This is a genomic window from Shewanella sp. LC6, assembly GCF_006385735.2.
Classification (GTDB): Bacteria; Pseudomonadota; Gammaproteobacteria; order Enterobacterales; family Shewanellaceae; genus Shewanella; species Shewanella xiamenensis.
Genome location: NZ_CP043902.1, coordinates 1,059,746 through 1,081,685, shown reverse-complemented (window position 1 = coordinate 1,081,685; position 21,940 = coordinate 1,059,746). Strand labels below are relative to the sequence as shown.

Annotated in this window: 16 protein-coding genes; 11 read left to right on the top strand and 5 right to left on the bottom strand. The window is 47.0% G+C overall.

Features of this window, described 5'->3' with window-relative positions:
• Positions 1–87 precede the first annotated feature (87 nt).
• The 3 genes from FJD32_RS04845 to FJD32_RS04835 all read left to right on the top strand — a co-directional run bounded on the left by FJD32_RS04845 (position 88) and on the right by FJD32_RS04835 (position 5,204).
• Positions 88–2,373, top strand: a complete 2,286-nt coding sequence (locus tag FJD32_RS04845) for a nitric-oxide reductase large subunit (protein WP_037426066.1) — start codon at positions 88–90, stop codon at positions 2,371–2,373.
• A gap of 188 nt (positions 2,374–2,561) precedes the next feature.
• Positions 2,562–4,118 carry a nitric oxide reductase transcriptional regulator NorR gene (norR, locus tag FJD32_RS04840; RefSeq protein ID WP_140906473.1) on the top strand — a complete coding sequence of 519 codons (1,557 nt, stop codon included), beginning with the start codon at positions 2,562–2,564 and terminating at the stop codon, positions 4,116–4,118.
• A gap of 171 nt (positions 4,119–4,289) precedes the next feature.
• Entirely contained in the window at positions 4,290–5,204 is a 915-nt protein-coding gene (locus FJD32_RS04835) for a L,D-transpeptidase family protein (protein ID WP_037421718.1), read from the top strand.
• 91 nt (positions 5,205–5,295) lie between these two features.
• Here FJD32_RS04835 and FJD32_RS04830 read toward each other — a convergent pair whose 3' ends face one another.
• On the bottom strand, positions 5,296–6,123 hold the full coding sequence (locus tag FJD32_RS04830) for a M14 family metallocarboxypeptidase (protein WP_037421721.1): 828 nt from the start codon (positions 6,121–6,123) through the stop codon (positions 5,296–5,298).
• Positions 6,124–6,282: 159 nt separating this feature from the next.
• Between FJD32_RS04830 and FJD32_RS04825 the strand changes: the two genes are divergently transcribed.
• Entirely contained in the window at positions 6,283–7,698 is a 1,416-nt protein-coding gene (locus FJD32_RS04825) for a pitrilysin family protein (RefSeq protein ID WP_140906472.1), read from the top strand.
• 26 nt (positions 7,699–7,724) lie between these two features.
• The gene (locus tag FJD32_RS04820) at positions 7,725–9,203 is read left to right on the top strand and encodes an insulinase family protein (protein ID WP_140906471.1); all 1,479 of its coding nucleotides are present in this window, start codon (positions 7,725–7,727) and stop codon (positions 9,201–9,203) included.
• Positions 9,204–9,208: 5 nt separating this feature from the next.
• Here FJD32_RS04820 and FJD32_RS04815 read toward each other — a convergent pair whose 3' ends face one another.
• Entirely contained in the window at positions 9,209–10,060 is an 852-nt protein-coding gene (locus FJD32_RS04815; RefSeq protein WP_140906470.1) for a polymer-forming cytoskeletal protein, read from the bottom strand.
• Positions 10,061–10,265: 205 nt separating this feature from the next.
• Between FJD32_RS04815 and zapE the strand changes: the two genes are divergently transcribed.
• The gene (gene zapE, locus FJD32_RS04810) at positions 10,266–11,471 is read left to right on the top strand and encodes a cell division protein ZapE (RefSeq protein ID WP_140906469.1); all 1,206 of its coding nucleotides are present in this window, start codon (positions 10,266–10,268) and stop codon (positions 11,469–11,471) included.
• A 51-nt stretch (positions 11,472–11,522) separates the two neighbouring features.
• Here zapE and FJD32_RS04805 read toward each other — a convergent pair whose 3' ends face one another.
• Positions 11,523–12,515 (bottom strand): LysR family transcriptional regulator, encoded by a 993-nt coding sequence (locus tag FJD32_RS04805; RefSeq protein WP_088586753.1) that lies wholly within the window; start codon positions 12,513–12,515, stop codon positions 11,523–11,525.
• Positions 12,516–12,651: 136 nt separating this feature from the next.
• Here FJD32_RS04805 and FJD32_RS04800 point away from each other — a divergent pair, with 136 nt between their 5' ends.
• The gene (locus FJD32_RS04800; RefSeq protein WP_055647754.1) at positions 12,652–13,611 is read left to right on the top strand and encodes a sodium-dependent bicarbonate transport family permease; all 960 of its coding nucleotides are present in this window, start codon (positions 12,652–12,654) and stop codon (positions 13,609–13,611) included.
• A 46-nt stretch (positions 13,612–13,657) separates the two neighbouring features.
• On the opposite strand, the gene FJD32_RS04795 is transcribed toward FJD32_RS04800, so the two are convergent.
• The gene (locus FJD32_RS04795; protein ID WP_037430251.1) at positions 13,658–14,629 is read right to left on the bottom strand and encodes a sensor domain-containing diguanylate cyclase; all 972 of its coding nucleotides are present in this window, start codon (positions 14,627–14,629) and stop codon (positions 13,658–13,660) included.
• 57 nt (positions 14,630–14,686) lie between these two features.
• Positions 14,687–17,551 carry a bifunctional [glutamate--ammonia ligase]-adenylyl-L-tyrosine phosphorylase/[glutamate--ammonia-ligase] adenylyltransferase gene (gene glnE, locus FJD32_RS04790; protein ID WP_140906468.1) on the bottom strand — a complete coding sequence of 955 codons (2,865 nt, stop codon included), beginning with the start codon at positions 17,549–17,551 and terminating at the stop codon, positions 14,687–14,689.
• A gap of 254 nt (positions 17,552–17,805) precedes the next feature.
• Here glnE and FJD32_RS04785 point away from each other — a divergent pair, with 254 nt between their 5' ends.
• The 4 genes from FJD32_RS04785 to FJD32_RS04770 all read left to right on the top strand — a co-directional run bounded on the left by FJD32_RS04785 (position 17,806) and on the right by FJD32_RS04770 (position 21,931).
• On the top strand, positions 17,806–18,795 hold the full coding sequence (locus tag FJD32_RS04785; protein WP_140906467.1) for a hypothetical protein: 990 nt from the start codon (positions 17,806–17,808) through the stop codon (positions 18,793–18,795).
• 15 nt (positions 18,796–18,810) lie between these two features.
• Positions 18,811–19,710 (top strand): DUF350 domain-containing protein, encoded by a 900-nt coding sequence (locus tag FJD32_RS04780; protein ID WP_037421752.1) that lies wholly within the window; start codon positions 18,811–18,813, stop codon positions 19,708–19,710.
• 4 nt (positions 19,711–19,714) lie between these two features.
• A complete protein-coding gene (locus FJD32_RS04775) occupies positions 19,715–21,439 on the top strand; it encodes a polyamine aminopropyltransferase (RefSeq protein WP_140906466.1) in 1,725 nt (574 codons plus the stop codon).
• Positions 21,440–21,517: 78 nt separating this feature from the next.
• Complete coding sequence (locus tag FJD32_RS04770; RefSeq protein WP_007645549.1) at positions 21,518–21,931, top strand: DUF2170 family protein; 414 nt, start codon at positions 21,518–21,520, stop codon at positions 21,929–21,931.
• Positions 21,932–21,940 lie beyond the last annotated feature (9 nt).

Here is a 21,940-nt window from a genome sequence, read left to right as displayed (position 1 = left end):
CCTTTATTTTCAATAACAAAAATACTTGGCACATATTGCGCAATAGCAAATTACAGGTATCAAAATGACGTTGGATTAAGGGGATTTATGAGCAAACAAAAACTCACCGCTATCGCACTATTATTAGTGTTGATTGCCTCATTTACTGTACTACTGAGCGTAGGCAGTGAAATTTATCGAGAAAAACCACCCATTCCCAGTGCATTTGTCGATGTGAATGGCCAAGTTATCTTTAGTGAACATGATATAGAACAAGGTCAATTAGTATGGCGCTCAATGGGCGGCCATCAACTCGGTTCGATTTGGGGACATGGCTCCTATGTCGCCCCCGATTGGACCGCAGACTGGTTACACAGAGAAGCCCAAGCTTGGCTCGACCTGCGCGCCAAGCAACAATATCAAACGCCTTTCGAGCAACTAGGCTCCCAAGAAAAAGCGGGGCTTGAACAAGCATTAAGGGATGATTTACGCCATAACAGTGTTGAACAACAGATCGATGGCACTCAGCTTATTAGGCTATCGACCACACGGGTAGAAGCAATTCGCACGGTTAATCAACACTATTTATCCTTGTTTGGTGATGACCCTAAACTCAGTTCACTACGCGAACAATACGCCATGAAAGAGGGTACAGTGCCCGATGTTACACGCCGAGAACAACTTAATGCGTTCCTGTTTTGGGGGGCTTGGGCTGCCATCACTGAACGCCCAGATGCACCCTATACATACACCAATAACTGGCCGTTCGATCCTCAATTAGGCAATACTCCCACCTCGGATAATATTGTCTGGTCGATACTCAGTATCGTGACCCTGATAGCGGGTATTGGTGGATTGCTATGGCACCATGCCAGCGGTAAGCACGAAAGTCTGCCTAAGCCGTCGGAACAAGACCCGCTGTTTTTCACTAAACCAACCGCTTCACAAAAAGCCGTCGGCAAATACTTCATTACGGCGATAGGCCTCTTTTTACTGCAAATTTTACTCGGAGGCATTACCGCTCACTATGCGGTAGAAGGCCAAGAGTTTTATGGTTTACCTATTGCGGAAATACTCCCCTATTCAGTAACGCGTACTTGGCACACCCAATTAGCCGTATTTTGGATCGCCACTGCTTGGTTAGGTACAGGGCTGTATATTGCTCCTGCGTTATCGGGCCATGAACCCAAATATCAACGAATAGGCGTTAACGTACTCTGGGTAGCCTTAGTGGTGGTTGTGCTCGGTTCAATGGCGGGCGAATGGATTGGGGTACAACAGTATTTTGACCTCGATATGAACTTTCTCTTTGGTCATCAAGGATATGAATACATAGATCTTGGTCGAGTATGGCAAATCTTACTTCTCGTTGGATTATTGATTTGGCTCGCCCTCGTCACCGCCGCCATCAAACCCGCCCTCAAAGTTCAAGGCGAGATGCGCCCTGTTATTTGGGTACTCTATGCCTCCTGCGTTGCAATTGGTTTGTTCTATGGCGCTGGGCTCTTTATGGGCAAACACTCCAACTTAGCGATTGCAGAATACTGGCGTTGGTGGGTAGTACATCTGTGGGTTGAGGGCTTCTTCGAAACCTTTGCGACTGCCGTTATCGCCTTAATGCTGGTACGTTTGGGCTTAATCCGTGGCCGTAGCGCCAACGGTGCGGTCTTGTTTACAACAGTGATCTTCTTAACTGGTGGTTTAATCGGCACTTTACACCACCTCTATTTTACTGGCACACCAACATCGGTTATCGCCTGGGGCGCAATTTTCTCGGCCTTAGAAGTGGTGCCTTTAGCCATCATAGGTTTTGAGGCAATGGAAACCTACCGCTTGCGTAAAGCCAGTCCATGGATGCAGCGTTATCACTGGGCGATTATGTTTTTTGTGGCTACCGCGTTTTGGAACTTGGTCGGTGCCGGTATGCTAGGCTTCTTAATCAACCCGCCAATCTCGCTCTATTACATTCAAGGATTAAACACCACTGCCACCCATGGTCACGCCGCCTTTATGGGGGTTTATGGCATGCTCGGCATGGGGCTAATGCTTTTCTGTCTGCGCGGTCTAACTGGCAATATGCAGTGGAATGACAAAATGCTCAAAGGCGCCTTCTGGAGCCTCAATATTGGCCTAGCGGCTATGGTGTTTATGTCACTATTACCTGTGGGGATTACGCAGTTTTTTGCGGTCATCGACCACGGCTATTGGTATGCCCGCTCACCAGAGGTCATTCATAGTCCGCTGGTTGAAAGACTGGTATGGATGCGTATGTTTGGGGATATCATCTTCAGTATCGGCGGATTATTGATGGGCACCTTCTTATTTGACTTAATTAGAAAAGCCCTGAATAAACCTGCAAAGTTACAAGGGGAGCAATTATTACCAGACCACTAACACGATACTAAAAACCGGTTAGTCCCACACCAAGGTGCCATTGCTGGCACCTTGGTTGCCTAATCTCTAGCAGCTACGTTGCGGTGAGTCATTCCTGCATGCATTTTGCTGTTAGTCGTGTTTAAACTACATGTGTCAATATAACAATCAATGGTATAAATCAGGGTAATCTAGCTGCTGGAGTTTTTATGGCCCTTAGTCAAACCGATCTTACCCGTATCGCCCTCGATATCACCTCAGGTTTAGCCCATAGAGACCGCTTCTCACGGCTCCTCATCACCGTTAGAGAAAACTTACACTGTGATGCCGCTGCGCTACTCACGTTTCATGGTCAGTATTTTACCCCACTCGCCATCGATGGTTTGAATGATGACGTACTAGGCAGACGTTTTATCCTTAATGAGCACCCAAGGCTTGAGGCTATTGCCCGTGCGGGGGATATAGTACGCTTCCCGGCTGACAGTGAACTTGCAGACCCTTACGATGGTTTAATCCCCAATCAAACAGGCGCATTAAAAGTGCATGCCTGTATTGGACTACCGTTATTTGCCGATGAACAGCTTATCGGGGCCGTAACTATCGATGCCTTTAATCCTCTGCAATTTGATCAATTCAGCAATGCCGAGCTACGCAGTTTAAGTGCCATTGCCGCAGCATCTTTAAGTAATGCTTTACTGGTTGAAAAACTTGAACGTATGGCCCTAAACAGCCATTCAACCCATGCACAAGAAAATAGCCCTAACCTGAGCCAGAATGCCGAAATCATTGGCCATTCGCCCTTAATGCAAAGTTTAAACCGAGAGATTGAAGTCGTAGCCCATAGTGATCTGAATGTGCTGATCTTGGGCGAGACCGGCACAGGCAAGGAGTTAGTCGCCCAGGCGATACATCAAAAATCTGCAAGATCCAGTAAACCATTGGTCTATCTAAATTGTGCAGCACTCCCCGAATCGGTTGCCGAAAGCGAACTCTTTGGTCATATCAAAGGTGCGTTTACAGGTGCAATTAGCCATCGCAGTGGCAAATTTGAAATGGCCGACAAAGGGACACTCTTTCTAGACGAGATTGGCGAACTGCCCCTCACACTCCAGGCCAAGTTATTGCGGGTCTTACAATATGGCGACATACAAAAGGTAGGTGATGATCGCAGCCTAAAAGTCGATGTCCGCATCATAGCCGCAACTAATAAAGATCTTAAGACAGAAGTGCTTGCAGGTCGTTTTAGGGCAGACCTTTACCATAGGTTAAGTGTTTTTCCGATACTGGTTCCGCCCTTACGGGAGCGCGAACAGGACATCACACTTCTGAGCGGATTCTTTGCTGAACGCTACAGGCAAAAACTCGGGATGAAACAACTTAACTTCAGCAACAGTAGCCTACTCTTGCTCAATCAATATACTTGGCCGGGTAATGTACGCGAACTAGAACACGCTATCCATAGGGCGACGGTTCTAGCACGCGTAACCGCACAGGACGGCTGCTGCACCATTGCGCCACAACATTTCGATTTACCTGTTACACTTAACACCTCAAAAATGAGTTCATTGGCAATTACGCCGTTGAGCAATGCAACGCAAATCCAGCAAGAGTTTGTTAGCTTATCCCTAGCAACCGACACATTTCAGCGCAACTACATCAAACAAGTCTTTACCACACATACTGGCAATTGGGCTGCCACGGCAAGGACATTAGGAGTTGACCCAGGTAATCTGCATCGGCTCGCAAAACGTTTAAAGCTAAAATAAGCAATAAATACGCTTTATGAACCATATTTCAGTTGAAATAATATCCAAAATAAGGAAGGATGCGAGCTTCGCGCGCCAGTGCATTGTGTATTACAATTTGCCGCCCGATTTTGGGAAGAAACTGCCGCGTAAAACAGGTTATTTTATTAACAGGAATCGTAGTATCCGCTTATGAGTATGCTTCGCACCACAGCTTTATTATTGACTTTGGTTTTTCCAAGTCTCTCCGCTTTAGCAACGGAATACCCTTTACCGTCTTCTAAGAGCCGGTTAGTTGGCGAGAACCTGTATTACACAGTGCCAGAGGGTAAACATACCCTCGAAGATATTGCCGCTCAGTTCCAACTCGGCCTAAGCAACTTGCTGGAAGCAAACCCTGGTGTTGATCCGTTTCTTCCAAAGCCAGGCAGTAAATTGTTAATTCCTAAACAATTAATTCTGCCCAATGCGCCACGTGAAGGCATAGTTATCAACGTTGCTGAAATGCGTCTGTATTACTATCCAAAAGGCAAAAATACCGTGGAAGTTCTACCTATCGGTATTGGCCAAATTGGTAAAGACACGCCAGAAAACTGGGTAACCAGCGTGCAACGTAAACGTGCTAACCCGACATGGACACCAACGCCACGCATTCGTAAAGAATATGCGGCAAGGGGCGAGATTCTGCCAGCGGTATGGCCAGCAGGTCCAGATAACCCAATGGGACTGTATGCACTCTACATTGGTAACTTGTATGCCATCCATGGTACCAACGCAAGCTTCGGTATTGGTTTACGTGTTAGCCAAGGCTGCGTGCGTTTACGTCACGATGACATTGAACATCTGTTCAAAACAGTGCCAGTTGGAACACGTGTACAATTTGTGAACCAACCGATTAAAGCGACCGAAGAGCCAGATGGAAAGCGTTATTTAGCCGTGCATCAGCCGCTATCACGCACTATTGCTGAGTTTGAGTCAAACGAGCCTGTGGCAATTGCTTTACCAAAAGACATCGCTAAGTTTATTGCCAAAGCTGATACCGACTCCAGCGTGATCAAAAAGCTACTGGACGAGCGCACAGGCGTACCGACAATTATTAATCAATAGTTGTATGGCTAGGGCGTGTTAACGCTGCTTACTCTATAAAAATACCCGCCTTGGCGGGTATTTTTATATTGGTTGCAATCAAGCTTTGTAATCAATCACATAAAGGCGCGCATAGCGCCAAGAAGTGGGTCATTGCCGCGCTATTTGCTAACACCCGTTGATCAAAGTTTTGCAACGCTGGCGTTTCGGTACAGGCGCCAACACGCGCGCCACTGCGCACTAAACATGCCTCAAACGAGGTATCGAAATGATTGAAAATCAAGCCATCTTTAACCGGGCAACCATCAATCTCACCATCAACAGCAATGGGGAAATATCCTGCCAGCGTATCGCGTAAATCGAGACTAAAACGCCCTGGCACTTGGCTTGGCTCAAAAGAATAAACATAAGCTTCATGACTTAAGACGTCTTCATGGCAGGTTAAAATACCATCACGACTCGCCGCAATCAGTAATTGTGCGTGTTCTAACAGTAATTTACCTTCAACTGAGGTGCTCTCATTTGCCTTAGGTTTTCCGTTTTCAAATACAAAGCCTCGGTTAGGGTTTTCACCAAATTTGTTAAATCGGTGGCCGCGTTTAAACCCCGTTGGATTCACCAAGGGCAAAATACTTAAGTTTACCCGTTCGAATAATTCGACTGATGCCTCACTTAAAAAGTGCAGTAATCCCCAAGGACCCGCTGACTCTTCACCGTGAAATCCTGCGCTGATCAATAACGAAGGTAAGCCAGATTTCGCGGCAGGTGACTGATACAGACTGACACTGTATTTGCCCACGTCACCGAGTTTTTTCTCAACCATCCCCAAACGGGACATTTCCTGCTCAAGCTGTAGATAAAAATTATCGATATCAGTGCTTTCACAGTTAAAAATATCGCTTTTCCACTGAAAGGATTCGAACGGAGATCTGCTTACCATATCTTGTACTTATGCCAGAAAAAGAACTGTGCCATCATAGCAGCTCTTTACAAAAACTGAATGCTATTCAACTGATTTAGATGAAATCCGACGAGTGTCTGACGCGCCAACACCATCACTGCGTTATGCCATCAATCGGAAATTGAGATGGGATGCCAAATGAACACACACACCCGCCTTGGACTTGCTATATTGGTAATGCTGCTTAGTCCAGCGCTCAAGGCACAATGTCAAATCGAAGGCGCTGCAACGCTATATCAATTAGAATCACGCATCGAAACTTACTCCCTCGCGAATGGCCTTACCGTACACTTATTGCCCCTTGAGGATAAACACACCCTCACCATTGCCAGCCAATTTACTGTGGGGGCGCGCAACGAGACTAAGGGGCAAACGGGATACGCGCATTTATTCGAGCATATGTTATTCAAGGGCAGTGAACAGGCACCCGGCGACACCTATGCACAACAGCTAAGCGCCTTAGGCGCCCGCTTTAATGCCAGCACCCACTTCGATTACACCAATTACTATGTCACTCTGCCGAGCCAAGCCCTCGCCTTGGGCTTGTTCCTCGAGGCCGATCGTTTTATTCGCCCCAATTTGACCGAAACCACAGTGAAAAATCAGCAAGAAACCGTGCTCCAAGAGATGGCGCAGACCATAGATAATCAACCCTATGTGCGTAGTGCGATGGAATTTCTGCTAGCACAGGTTAAAGATACGCCCTATGGCCACGGTATTATCGGTAGCCGTGAGGATATTACTCAGGCAAGTCCCGAGCGGTTAATCGCCTTTCATAGCGCCCATTATCGTCCCGATGCGATGCAGCTATCTCTGGTCGGCACACTTCCCTCCGACGTCAAGTCGCTTATAGCACAACACTTTAGTGCTTGGCCCACGCCTAATCAGCCGATTGCAAAATTTGACGAGCTAAAAATCAACCCTAAGCCCGTGCATGCGGAGCTCATCGATGAACGTGGCCCTTGGCCCGGTTTACTGCTTGCTTGGCATACGGTAGGTAAAAATCATCCCGATGCTGCCGCTATACGCCTGCTAGAAGGCTATTTATTTCAAAATACTCGCAGCGCCCTCGCACAAATCAGCCTGCACGATCCGGCACAAATGTTGAGTTATTCACTGCCCTTTGAGCTAGAAAATCATGGCATAACCAATCTGGTATTAGTGCCAAGGGCAAAAACCTCCCTTAATGCGCTAACCGACATGGTCTTAGCGTTAGTTAAGCAAACCCAACAAACTCGCATAAGTGATGCAACGCTTTGTCAGCTCAAGCAAACCTGGTTAAACCAGCGTTTGGGGCAGCTCGACAACACTCAATCCCTAGCCACCTTACTATCCGCCACCGACAAACAGGATCAAGCCCATCCCTTAACGGCGCAATGGGAAAGGATTAACGCAGTAACCACAGCGGATATCCAGCGCGTTGCCCTGCAATACTTTACTCCCAATATGGTCAGGGTTGATCTGTTACCGCCTTGGTATATCCGCTTTGGAAAAACCTTACTCGAATGGTTACCCACAGGTGTTAGCGACGATTTAGAGGATGCAGTGCTATGATGAAAACATTCAGATACAACTGCTTAATGCCAACATCAAGATTATCTAACGCACTGCAAACCATGAGTATTGGGCTTATTGCAGTCATACTTGGCGCCTGTCAGCAGACGCCGCTTAGCTTTACCCCAACTCAAGCGCCCAGTTTGGCAAACTTTGATACCCAACCCAACCTACCTCAAGTCGGGAATATTTATCTTCCCAATGAGCAACCTTTTATTGATGTCACCCCCAATGGCGTCACCCTACCTTACCAGTTACAGCGTACGACTAGCGCGACTCAAAACCTTAGTAACAGAATGAGCCTAGTAGCAATTAGCCCCACTATACCCTTTGATAATCCTGATATTTTACAAGTCGCCTTTCAGGAAAAAGCTCGTAGCCTAGCGCTGACCCAAGCCGATGCTTGCCTTGAAACCTTCGAAACTCGAGTCACGCTGCATAGCATTAATATCAGCTTAACGTGCCCCGCATCAGCTAATCATCTCTACCAGTTACTGATACAGTTTTGGCAACCCGATGCATTTAGTGAAGCGGCGGCAATCGATATCGATAATATTCGTCGTCAATTGAAGCTTAATAAGCATTTAAATGCCTTTAGTGGCGCCGAAATCGATAAAGTCTGGCGGGACAAACTCCTAGGGACAGCACATCCCTACAACAAGAACATCAACAATCAGGCCTTGTTTGACTCACTTAGCCTAAGCGAACTGTCGCGGCTACAGCAGAACACCTTTGCTCAGGCAAACTGGCAGTTATTTTTACCTAATCATGCGCAAACCGAGTTTGATATTAAGCAGAGCCTCAGCCAGTGGCCAACTCGCATAAATACGGACTCTCCATCACACCTCATCAACACTCAAAAGCCACCACAATCCCGCACGCTGTATTTGATTGATGCACCGGGTAGTGTGCAAACACAAATGCGAATAGGGTATGCCCTCGACGATAAGCATTTGTCAGCGCGGGATATGCCGTTAGCTTGCCGCAGCTTAGCCGCACTCTTAGGACGCAGTTTTTCCGGACGACTCTATTACGATTTGCGAGAAAAGCGCGGTTTGACCTACGGGATCTATGGTCAGTGCGCCAATGCACCACTCTCCACTAGCATCAAGTTTTATGGCAGCACGGCAATAGAACATACGGGCGCCTTTGTGGTGGGGATCTTAGATCATTTGAAACTGCTGGCTTCAACGCCTGCAAGCGAAGGGGAATTAGCCGCCCTCAAAACCTATCTGATTGGCGAAGCCTTGTTAACGCAAGATAATCCTAACCTGAGCGAAACCCAATTTATTCATCAACAGGTGCTTAGATTAGATCCACAATCGATACAAGCCATAAACCTTAAACTGCAGGCACTATCGCCCAATCAGTTGATGCAATTAGCACAACAAGCGTTTTATGGTGAACCTCTAATCATTTTACGGGGAGATGTCGCCAAAATCTCGGCGGATCTCTCAGCTAAGCTGCCGGGATGGCAACTAGAGGAGGTCAAGGTGAATGATTGATCTCGTTATAATTTATCCTTAGGAACATCACTCGCGTTGCCTTGCTGTAACATTTGGGCATGGCCTTGTTCCATTTGCGCTAAGTCTTCCATAGCAGCGCCCGAGTCGATATTCATATGGGCTTGATGATTTTCAGCACTGCTGGTCTCGACCTTATCCGAGGTTATCAATGCAGCATTTTGCGACTCGTTATCGGTAGCGGCCATAACGCCATTCGGCGCTAAAGAGTCATCTTTTACTGGCGATAACAACATAGACTCAGTTGTCACTGACGGACTCTGCTCAGTACTCACTGACGTTGAAGCCGTTTGACCAAGGGTTGTGAACCATGAAGTCAACGGTGTTGGTGCCATCATTCCAGCAACCGTGATGAGCGCAACTGCGGCAGCGCCATAGGACAACCATTTGTGTACTCCCTGCCGATGATCTTTAGGCTCGCTGGCATATAAGGCGTTAACGTGATCGGTTTTCGCATTGGAAGCAATAACGTCTGGCGCTAAGGTCTGAAGTAAATCGGGCAAATGATCCAATTCAGTATTTTTTAGGCGCTGACCGATAAATTGTCCGCCCTCATAAATCTCTAATTGATGGCTCAACACTTCGCCTTCAACGACACCAGAACTCACAATCACTAACTTATTACAACGCACTTTGCCACGAAAAACCCCGCAAACTCTCAGTTCATCACAACTCACGTCACCCGTGATCTCACCGCCAAACTCGATTTTAATCAGTCCAGCACCGCGGATCTTACCTATTAATGCCCCCGCAACGAATGCCGTGCCCGCAAGTTGCATCTCACCTTCAATTGCGGTTGAGGCACTGATAAATGTGGCACTATGGCCTTTGCTACCCATAGGTTTAGTTCCAGATCATTATTTTTGTGAAAAAGATGTTAGGTTAAAAGTTCTCAATAATAAAGCATTGGATTCCTTTGATATTTAACTAGGCTGTGTTTTAGACAAGATTTTAGCCCTGCAACAATCTATGTTAGGCTGAAGACGATTGGGCTGATATCCCACCCCATATTGGTCCTAGCACCGCCTAAAATTGACTCAATTTATGACAAATTCCATGACCTTCAACCCGTTGTCACCCTCAACTCAAAACCAAACACCATTAGCCATTTATCAAGCCAAAATCGGCGCCGAGCTGATTGAAGATCCCGCGCAGGCGCAGGCAGTGCTCGCCTTAGATAAGTTGTATCAGCAGATTATTGGTAGAACAGACGCTCAGCCACTCAAAGGTTTATATCTATGGGGCGATGTCGGTCGCGGTAAAACCTTTCTGATGGATTTGTTCTTTGATGCTCTGCCACAGCAAGGAAAACTGAGATTGCACTTTCACCGCTTTATGGCGCGAGTGCACCAAGCCTTAAAGGAACATGCGGGGCAGCGCGATCCCCTTAAATTGATTGCAAAAAATTTAGCAAAGGAGTGTAAGGTACTCTGCTTCGATGAGTTTTTTGTCTCAGATATTGGCGATGCCATGATCCTCGCCGGATTGTTTGAAACCTTGTTTGCCCAAGGAGTCGTGCTGATTGCCACATCCAACATTCCCATCGAACGTTTATATGAAAATGGCCTAGCAAGGCACAGATTTTTACCCTGCATTGCCCAGCTCCTGGCCCATACCCAAATGCTGCATCTGAATGGCGAGCAAGACCACAGGTTGCACGCCTTGAATCACGAACCGTCGGCAGAGGCCATCGCCGCCATCTCAAACCATATTGGACTAAGTGGCACACTGGATTTTGATGGTATTTTTACCACACTCACTCAAGGCGCAAACACTGTTCAAACAAGAACTCTGCGAGTCTGCCAGCGGGATATCCCCGTCGTGCGCGCCACAGCTGAAGGCCATCTCCCCTCCGTCGCTTGGTTCGACTTTTATGCCCTGTGTGATGGCCCGCGCTCACAACTCGATTACATCGAAATTGCCAGTCGATTTAAGATCGTAATGCTGAGCGGTGTTCCCAAACTGGGCGGCGAAGTAAAAAGTTGGATCCGTGCCCGCGGCACTGAGGATGGCACTGGTGCAAACCAAGCGGCCACTACGGGAGAGCGGCAACTTTCCTACGCCGCCAACGATGATCCTGCTCGGCGTTTTATCAGCCTTATCGATGAGTTATACGATCAAGATGTCAGTTTATATTTAAGCTGCGACGTCCCACTGATGGACCTCTACCAAGGCGGCGCCCTCAGTTTTGAGTTTCGACGCACCTATAGTCGGCTAATCGAAATGAGCCACAGCACAAAACAATCCTGAACCCTCAACACGCCCAAAGAAGCGGCAGCGGTCAACCTCTGCCGTAACCCTTTACCAAGACAAACTTTCAGGCGCAAAGATAGCACTTAACTGCTGGATATCCGCCGCAACCCACTCTGGTTCGATACACTCGGCAAGATGGGTCGCCATAAACGCCACAAGCTGCATTGCGGCATAGGGCAAACGCTTGTCCCGACGGCCAACAAGATACCAATTACTCTCCAGCGGAAATCCGTTCACTGACAAGATTGCGGGTTTTTCACGCCCTTCCTGCAAAGTGTGCGCTGAAATAACCGATAAGCCTAAGCCTGATGCCACGCTCAAGCGGATCGCTTCATTACTCTCAATTTGCATCGTTTCACTCAAGGCGATCCCTTGAGCGCTACACCAAGATTCAAACATCAGGCGGGTTGCCGAGCCGGGCTCGCGGATAATAAAACGCTCTTGCTTCAATTCACTAAAGCGAACTTGTTGACGGCCAACCGCCCAATGATCCTTAGGCGCAATAAGCTGCAGCGGATTTTTAATGATCCTCGCCGATAATACTTGCTCACCACTGGGTGGATGACTGAAGAGATATAAATCATCTTCTTGGCGCTCAAATCGTCCCAAAATATGCGCGCGGTTACCGATATTTAAGGTCACTTTGACCTGCGGAAATTGCCGATAAAACGCCCCTAAAATCCGTGGTACCACATATTTTGCCGTAGTCACTAAACCGATATTGATATGGCCAATGCTGCCACCTCTGGCTTGCTGGATAAAGGCATCGAAATCTTCAAAGCGGCTCAAAGTATCGCAGGCGGCTCGGTAAAGCTCTTGCCCTATTAAGGTTGGCGACATACGGCCATCAATACTGTTCAGCAAAGGTTCGCCCAAAATATCCGCTAACTTTTTAAGTTGCAGTGACACTGTGGGCTGAGTAAGGTGCAGGGTGCGAGCCGCCGCCGAAATATTGCCCAATCGAACCACCTGCACATAAACCTCAAGTAACCGAAAACTCAAATGCCGTAGTTTTAATTGACCTTGAGAAGATTTATCCATAGATAATTATCTATACCTAATTAGCAAATAATTTATTTTTCAATATATCGAATTAGGTTCAGAATCTCCAGCGTTCAATGGTTTTCAAATAAAATGATAGCCTTAAAATATTAATGCCTTTATTAATGAGATACTTATGCCAGATATTGTCATTGCATTTTTCGCCTTAGGTTTGCTCGCAGGCTTAGTCAAATCCGACCTTAAAGTGCCACCCGCCATTTACGAAACCCTATCCATTTTGTTAATGCTGACCTTAGGGTTAAAGGGCGGAATGGCACTGCATGGTCATACTCAACACTTAGTGATCACTGAACTCGTTGCTGTTGTTGCACTGGGTTTGATCATCCCATTAGTACTTTACCCTGTGCTCACGCGCTTAGTTCGGCTCGGACGCACGGATGCCATTAGTATTGCAGCCCATTATGGATCGGTCAGCGCAGGCACATTTGCCGTTGTTATCGCCATGGTGGAAAAATCAGGGATGATATTAAGACCGGAAACCACCTTATATTTGGTGTTACTCGAACTCCCAGCGATTGTGGTTATGCTCTGGTTACACCGATATTTAAGCGCTAAACAGCCGCTAGAAGCTACAGTGCCTAATACTCAGCAATCGAGCATACTGCATGAGGCCTTGACCAGCCGCGGCGTAATACTCCTAGTGGGTGGAGTCGTCATCGGTTGGCTTTATGGTCCGACAGGGCTTGCACCCATTAGTCCTGTATTACTAGGAGGTTTTAAAACGCTACTGGCCTTGTTTTTACTGGAGATGGGATTAGTCACAGCGAAAGTCTGTTTACCACTCCCATTGCAGCAGTGGCGCTTATTAGTGTTTGCCGCCGTCACACCTTTTATCTTGGCATGGTGTGGGATTGGAGTGGGGTTATGGCTCGAGTTACCTGCCGGAAGCATCTTAGTGCTTGCAGGTTTAAGTGCCAGTGCCTCTTATATTGCCGCACCCGCCGCCATACGAGCCGCAATTCCCGAAGCGAATATCGGACTCGCTATGTTAGCATCCCTCGGGATTACGTTTCCGGTGAACGTGTTAATCGGTTTACCCTTGTACCAACACTGGATAATGCAAATTACCGGATAACAATTTGTCATAAGGGAGACTCAGGTCTCCCTTTTTATATCCGCCATTAAGGTTTTTTTGAATGATGTTCGGCTTTATCCTGATACATTGCCCTATCGGCAGCATCGAGTAAATCCTCAAGATTGATATCCGAATCAGGCGACCAATGGGCGATACCTATACTGGTTTTTAAGGAGTTTTGCTGTGGATGTTGTTGATTATATTGGTCAAGTAATAATTGAAATCGTTTGATGGCAAAGCCAACGGTATCGGGCTGCACTAAACTTAATAGCACCACAAACTCATCGCCACCTAATCTCGCGATTACATCTGATTCCCGAAATGCCGCCATTAAAATATGGGCAAAATCATAAAGTACCTGATCGCCCTTGCGATGGCCAAAACGGTCATTGACCTCTTTAAAAAAATCCAGATCAAAAAAGACTAACGCTGCCTGAGAATCCATGCGTCGACAACTAGCAAGAGATTGATAAGCAAGGAGTTCAAATCCTCTCCGATTAGAAATCATCGTTAAAGGATCTAAAGTATTCTGTGCAATAGACAACAACTCAGCCTCAACCATCTGCCCCAAATCCGTTAAGGTTTCGATATCATCTTCGCTAAATTCCCTCGGCTCATTATCAATTAAGCACAACGTCCCCACCCGATATTCGCTATGAATAGTCAAAGGATAACCAGCATAAAAACGAATATGGGGAGACTGAGTGACTAAAGGATTATCGTGAAAACGGGGATCCGTTAAGGCATCGTTAACGATAAAAATACCATCGTGATTAATGGCGTGGGCGCAAAACGAAACATCCCTTGATGTCTCCGTCACCGCTAATCCTTGGCGGGATTTAAACCATTGACGATTTGCATCAACTAAGGTCACCACGCAAATCGGCAGAGCAAAGATCCGCCGAGTCAGCCGAGTGATCCTGTCAAATCTTTCCTCGGCATCGGTATCGAGTATATTCAATGCCCTTAAGGTGGCTAAACGTTGCAACTCATTCTCAGGGATAGGAGGTAATTGCATAGCTCGCTCCAATTCTATATCAAGCATCGACTCACTACTTGATTCACTTGTTTTTACTTACTCAAGTATCGTCTGATAAATGGCGAGTATCCGCTCCGCATGAGCAGCTACATCGGCGTAAGCCAACTTCCCTGATTTTTGCTGTAGAGTTAGGCGATGATTTTCATCCCTTAACCAGCAATAACTTTGGGTTAAATGTTGAGCGCTCATCAGTGGCAAGAGCTCAAGCTCAGCCAACACGCCGAAGATACGCACATTATCTGACCAAATTGACAACTCAGGGTACTCATGGGCATTGGCGAGCACTAAGTATTGTGCAATAAACTCAATATCCGCAATCCCGCCAGGACTCTGTTTTAAATCAAACTCACCTTCGGCAACCTTAAGCAAATGGTCGCGCATCTTCTGCCGCATCTCACGAACCGCTTTTTTAAGCTCGTCTTTGTCCCTTGGCTGCTCTAAGACTGAAGCGCGGATTTGGCTAAACTTGACAGCCAAGCTATTATCACCAAACACAAAACGTGAACGCACTAACGCTTGATGTTCCCATGTCCACGCCTCTTGGGTTTGATATTCACTAAAGCGGGCGATCTCACTCACCATAAGACCCGATGCCCCAGAAGGACGCAGGCGCATATCCACTTCATACAATTCACCCGAGGTCGTTCGGGTCGAGAATAAGTGCAGAATACGTTGAGCAAGTTTAAGGTAAAAATGACCAACTTCAATCGGTCGATCACCATTGGTTAGGCTATTGGTCATATTTTCCGGCGCTTCATACAGAAAAACCAAATCCAAATCTGAGCCATAACCCAGCTCAATACCCCCTAACTTGCCATACCCAATCACCGCAAAGCCCGTGTCGCTGCTTTCCGCTAGATAACTTGGCACGCCATGGCGCACCGCTATCTGCTGCCATGCCTGCATCACCACTTGTTCGATAATGGCTTCAGCCAAAAAAGTCAAATGGTCACTCACCTGCATCACAGGCAATACACCGGTGACATCGGCGGCGGCAATTTTAAGTTGTTGCGATAACTTAAATTGACGCAGCGCCTCCATTTGCTGCTCCATATCATCCTCTGGTACCCGCAGCAGATACTGGCGCAGTTCACTCGGATAATCATCCAGCGAAGTTGTATCGTATAGATGCGCTGGGTCGATAAGCTCATCAAGCAGCATAGGAAACTTTGCAAGTTGCACCGCAATCCAAGGACTTGCGCAGCACAGACTCACCAGTTGCTGACGGGCGCCGGGGTTTTCGCACAGTAACTCAAGGTAGGTAGTACGCGTTAAAATTTGCTCAAGCACTTTAGACACGGGCTCAAAAGCCGCTGAAGGGCTAGGTTGATTAAGCAACTCGTCGAGCAACCTTGGCATTAATTTATCGAGAGTTTCACGTCCACGCGGGCCAATCGAGCGTTTCGTCACGGTTTCACGCCAACGACTCAGTAAAGGCCAGAGTTTTTCATCATCAATCTGCTGCTCAGCTAACAAGTTGATTGCGTGATCATCCTGCTGTACGTTCCACAACTGCGCTGTCCAATGCTCGGCTTTTTCTTCGCCTTCTTCGCCGCCAACGGTAGCCTTAAAGTGACGATGAATTTTCGCCATCGCCGCCTCGATATGGGTACGAAGATCAGTTTCATTAGCTATCTCTAGCACATAACAAAGCCTCTCCCAATCGAGAGGATTATTCGGCAAGGTTTGCGTTTGTTTATCATCAATCGCTTGCAAAAGATTCTCGACACGGCGCAGCAATAAATAACTGTGTTTTAGCTCATCGACCGCCAGATATTCAAACTGCCCAAGGCTATAAAGGGTGCCCATAGCACCAAACAGACTTTGCTGGCGCAGCGAGGGTTCACGACCACCACGGATCAACTGGAAGCTTTGTACAACGAACTCCACCTCACGAATCCCTCCCGCACCGAGCTTAATATTGTCGGTTAACTGACGACGGCGGACTTCTTGTGCGATAAGTTGTTTCATTTTTCGCAGGGATTCAATCGCCGAAAAATCGATATAACGGCGATAAACAAAGGGGCGCAACAAACTGTGTAGCTCGTCGGAAAAATGATCCCAAGGCCCGAGCGAGCGGGCTTTAACCATGGCATAGCGCTCCCAATCACGCCCTTGCTCTTGGTAATAATCCTCAAGACCACTAAAGCTCACGACTAAAGGCCCGCTCTCGCCATAAGGGCGCAGGCGCATATCGACGCGGAATACAAAACCATCAACAGTAATTTGGTCGAGTAAATTAACGAGCCTCTGTCCCATTCGGATGAAAAACTGTTGATTATCAAGACTACGACGACCACCAACGGTTTCACCATGTTCTGGGAAAGTAAAAATCAGATCGATATCAGAAGAGAAGTTCAACTCTCGGCCACCGAGTTTTCCCATACCCAAAATTAATAGCGGTTGAGGATTACCCGCCTTATCCATTGGTGTCCCGTATTGCGCGCACATCTCTTTATAAAGCCAATCCCTTGCGCCAATAACTAACGCCTCTGCGAGCGCAGAAAGATCGAGCAAAGACTCCTCTAAGCTGGCGTAATCTAAAAAGTCTCGCCATGCTAACCGCACCATTTGATAATTACGGAATCGCCGCAATAGGCGTTTTGCCATGTCTTCGGTAGTGGCGCTGGTTAATAGCTCGCGTAACTGGGCATCAAACAATTTTCGTTCGACTTGCTGCAAATCATCGGCAAACAGGGTGTTGATCCATTCAGGAGAACGAGTTAACTGCGCCGCGATATAATCGCTTAATCCTAAAACGTTTTTTAGTTCCTGCTGCTGCGCAGGCGTTAAATTTGCCAGTCCTTCTGACCATACTTCAGCGAGACGTGCCCAATGGCGCTCTGCGGCTTGAGTGATGAGGGGAGACAATGACTTATTACTGTCTTTTTGTACGGCCATAATAATCCCTAACAAATTTAAACATCGACATATTATGTCACAAATGATATAGAATGAAATCGCATCAGGTTTAACAAAGTTGCTATGCCTTAACGCGTGTTTCTATAAATGGCAAAACTTAAGTTCCCTCAAGAGAGCAACCCCTCTTTCTTGGCTGTTTAGGGTACTATAACCTGCGAGGCAAACATATTGGGCAAGTTGATTATTATTGTCCGCCCATATTTGAGTTTTATTTCAGCACTTTTGGAGAAAACATGGCAGGAATGCTAATGCGTGTTCTCACGTCGATGCTCATTTTGGCCGCGACCTTATCGCTAACGGGTTGTGGCGATGATCGGCCGGAGAAAATAGAGAAGTATCAACAACTCACAGAGCAGCGTCTCACAACCCTCAATACCATGCTTGATGACGGTCAGGTGCGTAATGCTAATCTGCTCAAGCAATATAGCAGCTTGCTAAAACAGCAAAAGCCCGATTTGGCGCCATTAGTGGATGAATTAGCCAAGGATGCAACCGCCGAAGGGCCCATGTATGCCTCGCTCAAACGCCGCTTAGCTGATGCCAAAAATTCGGCCAACTTTACCGATCTCGACCAACAATTAGCCGAGGTTGAGAATCTCTATCAAGCAGCCGATCCTAGCCTGTATAACGACATGCTATCCGATCCGGTGAACGTGATCGCAGATATGTCAGAGGGTAAGCTTGCCCGTGTCAATGCCATCAGCCGTGAAGCGGCGGCCCTTGCCAATAATGCCGAGGACTATGGCCCTGGTAGTCAACTAGTGGGTAACCCAGCCTATGGAAGTTGGCAGACTGACTCTAGTGGCATGTCTTTCTGGGCTTGGTACGGCATATATTCCATGTTCTCCAACATTTTTCAGCGTCCAATCTACTACGACCGCTGGTCAGGTAACCGTGGATATAGTTATTACAACGACGTTGGCAGATATCGCTACACCTCGCCAAAACAGGTAGAAGCTCAAGCTAGAGTCTTTGCAGAAACGAAAAAACGTTTCGATTCTCAAGGAAAGCGCTTCGATAGCCCCTATGCAAAATCACGTACAGGCTCAACCGCTCTCTCCCGCGAGAGCACTAGCGCCCCCAAAGCAAATACTGCTGGTTCGAGCTCAGCAAATAAGTCAGGCGCGCAATCGGGCAGTAAATTCCGCTCAAATTATTCTAAAGACAGCAGTTTCCGTAATTCCAGCAACCGCACGACCCGCAGTGTGCGCCGAGGCAAGTAACGTAAAGGATCTCCCATGACACTATTTCAGGATTTCGGTATCACACCAGAGCTAATCACTATACTCGCAATCGACCTCACGATTGCGGTTATCCTATTGACATTAATGCGTTATTTACAAGGATGGAGCGTTAGCGTCAACAGCAGTAAAGAACTGGCTGAACGCGATAACTTTGCCTTTGGGATCAGCACTGCTGGCGCAGTTGCTGCGTTAGGCATTGTGCTCACAGGCGCCATCACTGGTGCCGCAGCGCCCTCCTATTTAACTGAAGCGATAGGCATGAGTGCCTATGGTTTATTTGGTTTAATACTGATTAAATTTGGGCGCTTTCTACACGATAAAATCGCGTTAAATGAACTCGATAAAAATCAGCAAATTGTTAAAGGTAACGTGTCTGTCGCCATTGTGGATGCCAGTGTTGCTATCGCCACCGCAATCATTATTCGCGCAGTACTGTTATGGGCTGAAGATTTAACAATCGACACTTTTATTGCCATCTTTAGCGCCTTTGCGATTTCACAACTCATGCTGGTGCTTCTCACCCGCTTACGTGAAAAACGTTTCGCAAGCCGTAACCAAGATTCATCAATGCAACAGGCACTCGCTCAAGGTCATACCGCTTTAGCCATCCGCCACGCCGGATTTATGATCGCTATGGCGCTCAGCTTTAATGCTGCGAGTCACTTTATTCTTTTCAATCCAACGGCCTATGTCACTAACATCATTGGTTGGTTGGTGTTTTCAATCATAATGTTAGTCGTACTGACACTGCTGCTGTTTATCATTAAAAAGCTGGTTTTAGCACGTATCAATTTAGCGGATGAAGTCGAAAGACAACATAATATTGGTATCGCAGCCGTGGAAATGGCCATCAGTATTGCAATCGCACTTATCCTCACGGCCCTAATGGCGTAATCCAATGCACGAGTCACAATTAACCACTTCGGCGGCTAAACCTAGCCGCCTAGGCTGGTTCGACGATGTCCTATTACTGGGCATAATGGCCGTGCTCGCTGGGTGCGGTCTTATCTACGAATATCTGCTATCCCACTACGCAGGGCGGATTTTAGGCGCACTTGAGGCCGCCATCTATACCATGATCGGTCTGATGATCGTCTCCATGGGCCTTGGAGCCTTTGCCGCGCGTAAAATTAAGGATGCATTCACTGGCTTTGTGGTGCTCGAACTCACCGTCGCGCTCTGTGGTTCGCTGGCAATTCTAATTACCGCTGCCGTGATAGGTTTTGGCCAACAACTACCGATGATCATCGCCAGCACCTTGGGCTTGCCGCCGGATCAACTACCCGAAGGTGGGATGATTGGCACGCTACAAAAGCTTAGCGAATATCTACCCTATGTTTGGGGCGTACTGCTCGGCTTGATGATTGGGATGGAAATCCCGCTGATCGCGAGGGTGAGGCAATCTCTGTCAGATGAACACTTACTGCATAATGCTGGTACTATTTATGGCGCCGACTATATTGGCGCGGGCATTGGCGCAGCCATTTGGGTCGGCTTTATGCTGGCTATTGACATACAACTGGCCGCAGCACTCACCGCCAGCTTTAACTTGTTAGCTGGGTTTGTATTTATCTGGCGCTTTTGGCCAAAGATCCAAAGACCGAAATTACTGTTAGTGGGCCACTTAGTCGTCACTGGCGTATTGTTGCTGCTCGCCATTCGAGGGCCAAGCTGGGAGCAACAGTTCAACAATCTGCTTTACAAAGATAAGGTGGTCTATGCCAAGGCAACGCGTTTTCAACAGTTGACCTTTACAGAGCGCCTACGCGGCAATGGTCTTCTCCCCGTATATGCCTTGTATATCAATGGTCGTTTACAGTTTTCGAGTAGCGATGAACACATTTACCATGCGTTTTTAGTTCATCCAACCCTTGCTGCTAGCGCTCGTCATAACAAGGTATTAATCATTGGCGGCGGTGATGGGCTGGGCCTAAAACAAGTATTGCGCTGGGAACCTGAACAAGTAACCCTACTCGACCTTGATGCAGCATTGGTGCAACTGTTTAAATCCCCCGATTCTGATATGCCTGCGCGTTTAAGCCAAGCCCTGCTATCACTCAATGGCAATGCGTTTAACGATCCTCGAGTAACGGTCATCCACGATGATGCTTTTAATGGAGTAGATAAACTGATTGCGAAAGGGGATAAATATGATGCGATTATTGTGGATTTACCCGATCCCAGCCATCCAGATCTGAATAAGCTTTACTCGGATTATTTCTATCGAAAACTTAAGGAACTAATGAGCAGTGATGGCGCTCTGACAGTACAGTCAACGTCACCCTATCATGCGCAAAAAGCCTTTATTTCAGTAGCAAAAACCTTGGCATTAGCGGGATTTGATGTAAAACAATATCACCACAATGTCCCTAGTTTTGGCGAATGGGGTTGGAGTATTGCCACCTTAAATGGCAAAGATGCTCAACATCGTTTGGCACAGCTGACAGAGCTGCCTATTGTGGATGACTGGCTAACCTTAGGTTTAGTTAAAGGCGCGTTTGAATTTCCTGCCAATTTTTATCAGGATGCGACCAATATAAAGCCCAATGAACTGGGGTCATTACAGTTGTACCATTATCATCAACAGGCTTGGTCCGAAACCCAAGGACTGGATCTTTTTTAACGGATGAAGATAGTGCTTGACATATTATGTCTCAGTGCTATCTTTGAACACAGACATAATATGTCAATAAGGACAAATATGAATATCCATACTCTTGCTAATCACCTCAACAGCCTTGGCAATAACAGCCAAACCGGCTTCCAATTCGATTGCTATCCAATTGATGGTGAAGTCGAAGTGTTGCAAGTGAATGTGGTCGGCCGTGAAGAAATCCCGGTATTCGTATCGGTTACGGATAACCAAATTCTCTGCATCAGTTACCTGTGGGGCGAAAATGAAGTAAACCAAGAACGTCGCAGTGAAATGTTTGAAACCATGCTCGAATTGAACATTCCAATGCCATTGTCAGCCTTTGCCAAGATTGATGACAAATACGTGGTTTACGGTGCACTGTCTCTGCAATCTAGCATGCTCGAAATCGAGCAAGAGCTAGCAGTATTATCCGATAACTGTTTAGAAGTTATCGATGAAATGGTCGACTATCTGAAATAAGGAGCCACA

Bases quoted from the DNA above. Each gene is read 5' to 3' on its own strand.
- FJD32_RS04845 (WP_037426066.1), top strand. From the start codon at position 88: ATGAGCAAACAAAAACTCACCGCTATCGCACTATTATTAGTGTTGATT.
- norR (WP_140906473.1), top strand. From the start codon at position 2,562: ATGGCCCTTAGTCAAACCGATCTTACCCGTATCGCCCTCGATATCACC.
- FJD32_RS04835 (WP_037421718.1), top strand. From the start codon at position 4,290: ATGAGTATGCTTCGCACCACAGCTTTATTATTGACTTTGGTTTTTCCA.
- FJD32_RS04830 (WP_037421721.1), bottom strand. From the start codon at position 6,123: ATGGTAAGCAGATCTCCGTTCGAATCCTTTCAGTGGAAAAGCGATATT.
- FJD32_RS04825 (WP_140906472.1), top strand. From the start codon at position 6,283: ATGAACACACACACCCGCCTTGGACTTGCTATATTGGTAATGCTGCTT.
- FJD32_RS04820 (WP_140906471.1), top strand. From the start codon at position 7,725: ATGCCAACATCAAGATTATCTAACGCACTGCAAACCATGAGTATTGGG.
- FJD32_RS04815 (WP_140906470.1), bottom strand. From the start codon at position 10,060: ATGGGTAGCAAAGGCCATAGTGCCACATTTATCAGTGCCTCAACCGCA.
- zapE (WP_140906469.1), top strand. From the start codon at position 10,266: ATGACAAATTCCATGACCTTCAACCCGTTGTCACCCTCAACTCAAAAC.
- FJD32_RS04805 (WP_088586753.1), bottom strand. From the start codon at position 12,515: ATGGATAAATCTTCTCAAGGTCAATTAAAACTACGGCATTTGAGTTTT.
- FJD32_RS04800 (WP_055647754.1), top strand. From the start codon at position 12,652: ATGCCAGATATTGTCATTGCATTTTTCGCCTTAGGTTTGCTCGCAGGC.
- FJD32_RS04795 (WP_037430251.1), bottom strand. From the start codon at position 14,629: ATGCAATTACCTCCTATCCCTGAGAATGAGTTGCAACGTTTAGCCACC.
- glnE (WP_140906468.1), bottom strand. From the start codon at position 17,551: ATGGCCGTACAAAAAGACAGTAATAAGTCATTGTCTCCCCTCATCACT.
- FJD32_RS04785 (WP_140906467.1), top strand. From the start codon at position 17,806: ATGGCAGGAATGCTAATGCGTGTTCTCACGTCGATGCTCATTTTGGCC.
- FJD32_RS04780 (WP_037421752.1), top strand. From the start codon at position 18,811: ATGACACTATTTCAGGATTTCGGTATCACACCAGAGCTAATCACTATA.
- FJD32_RS04775 (WP_140906466.1), top strand. From the start codon at position 19,715: ATGCACGAGTCACAATTAACCACTTCGGCGGCTAAACCTAGCCGCCTA.
- FJD32_RS04770 (WP_007645549.1), top strand. From the start codon at position 21,518: ATGAATATCCATACTCTTGCTAATCACCTCAACAGCCTTGGCAATAAC.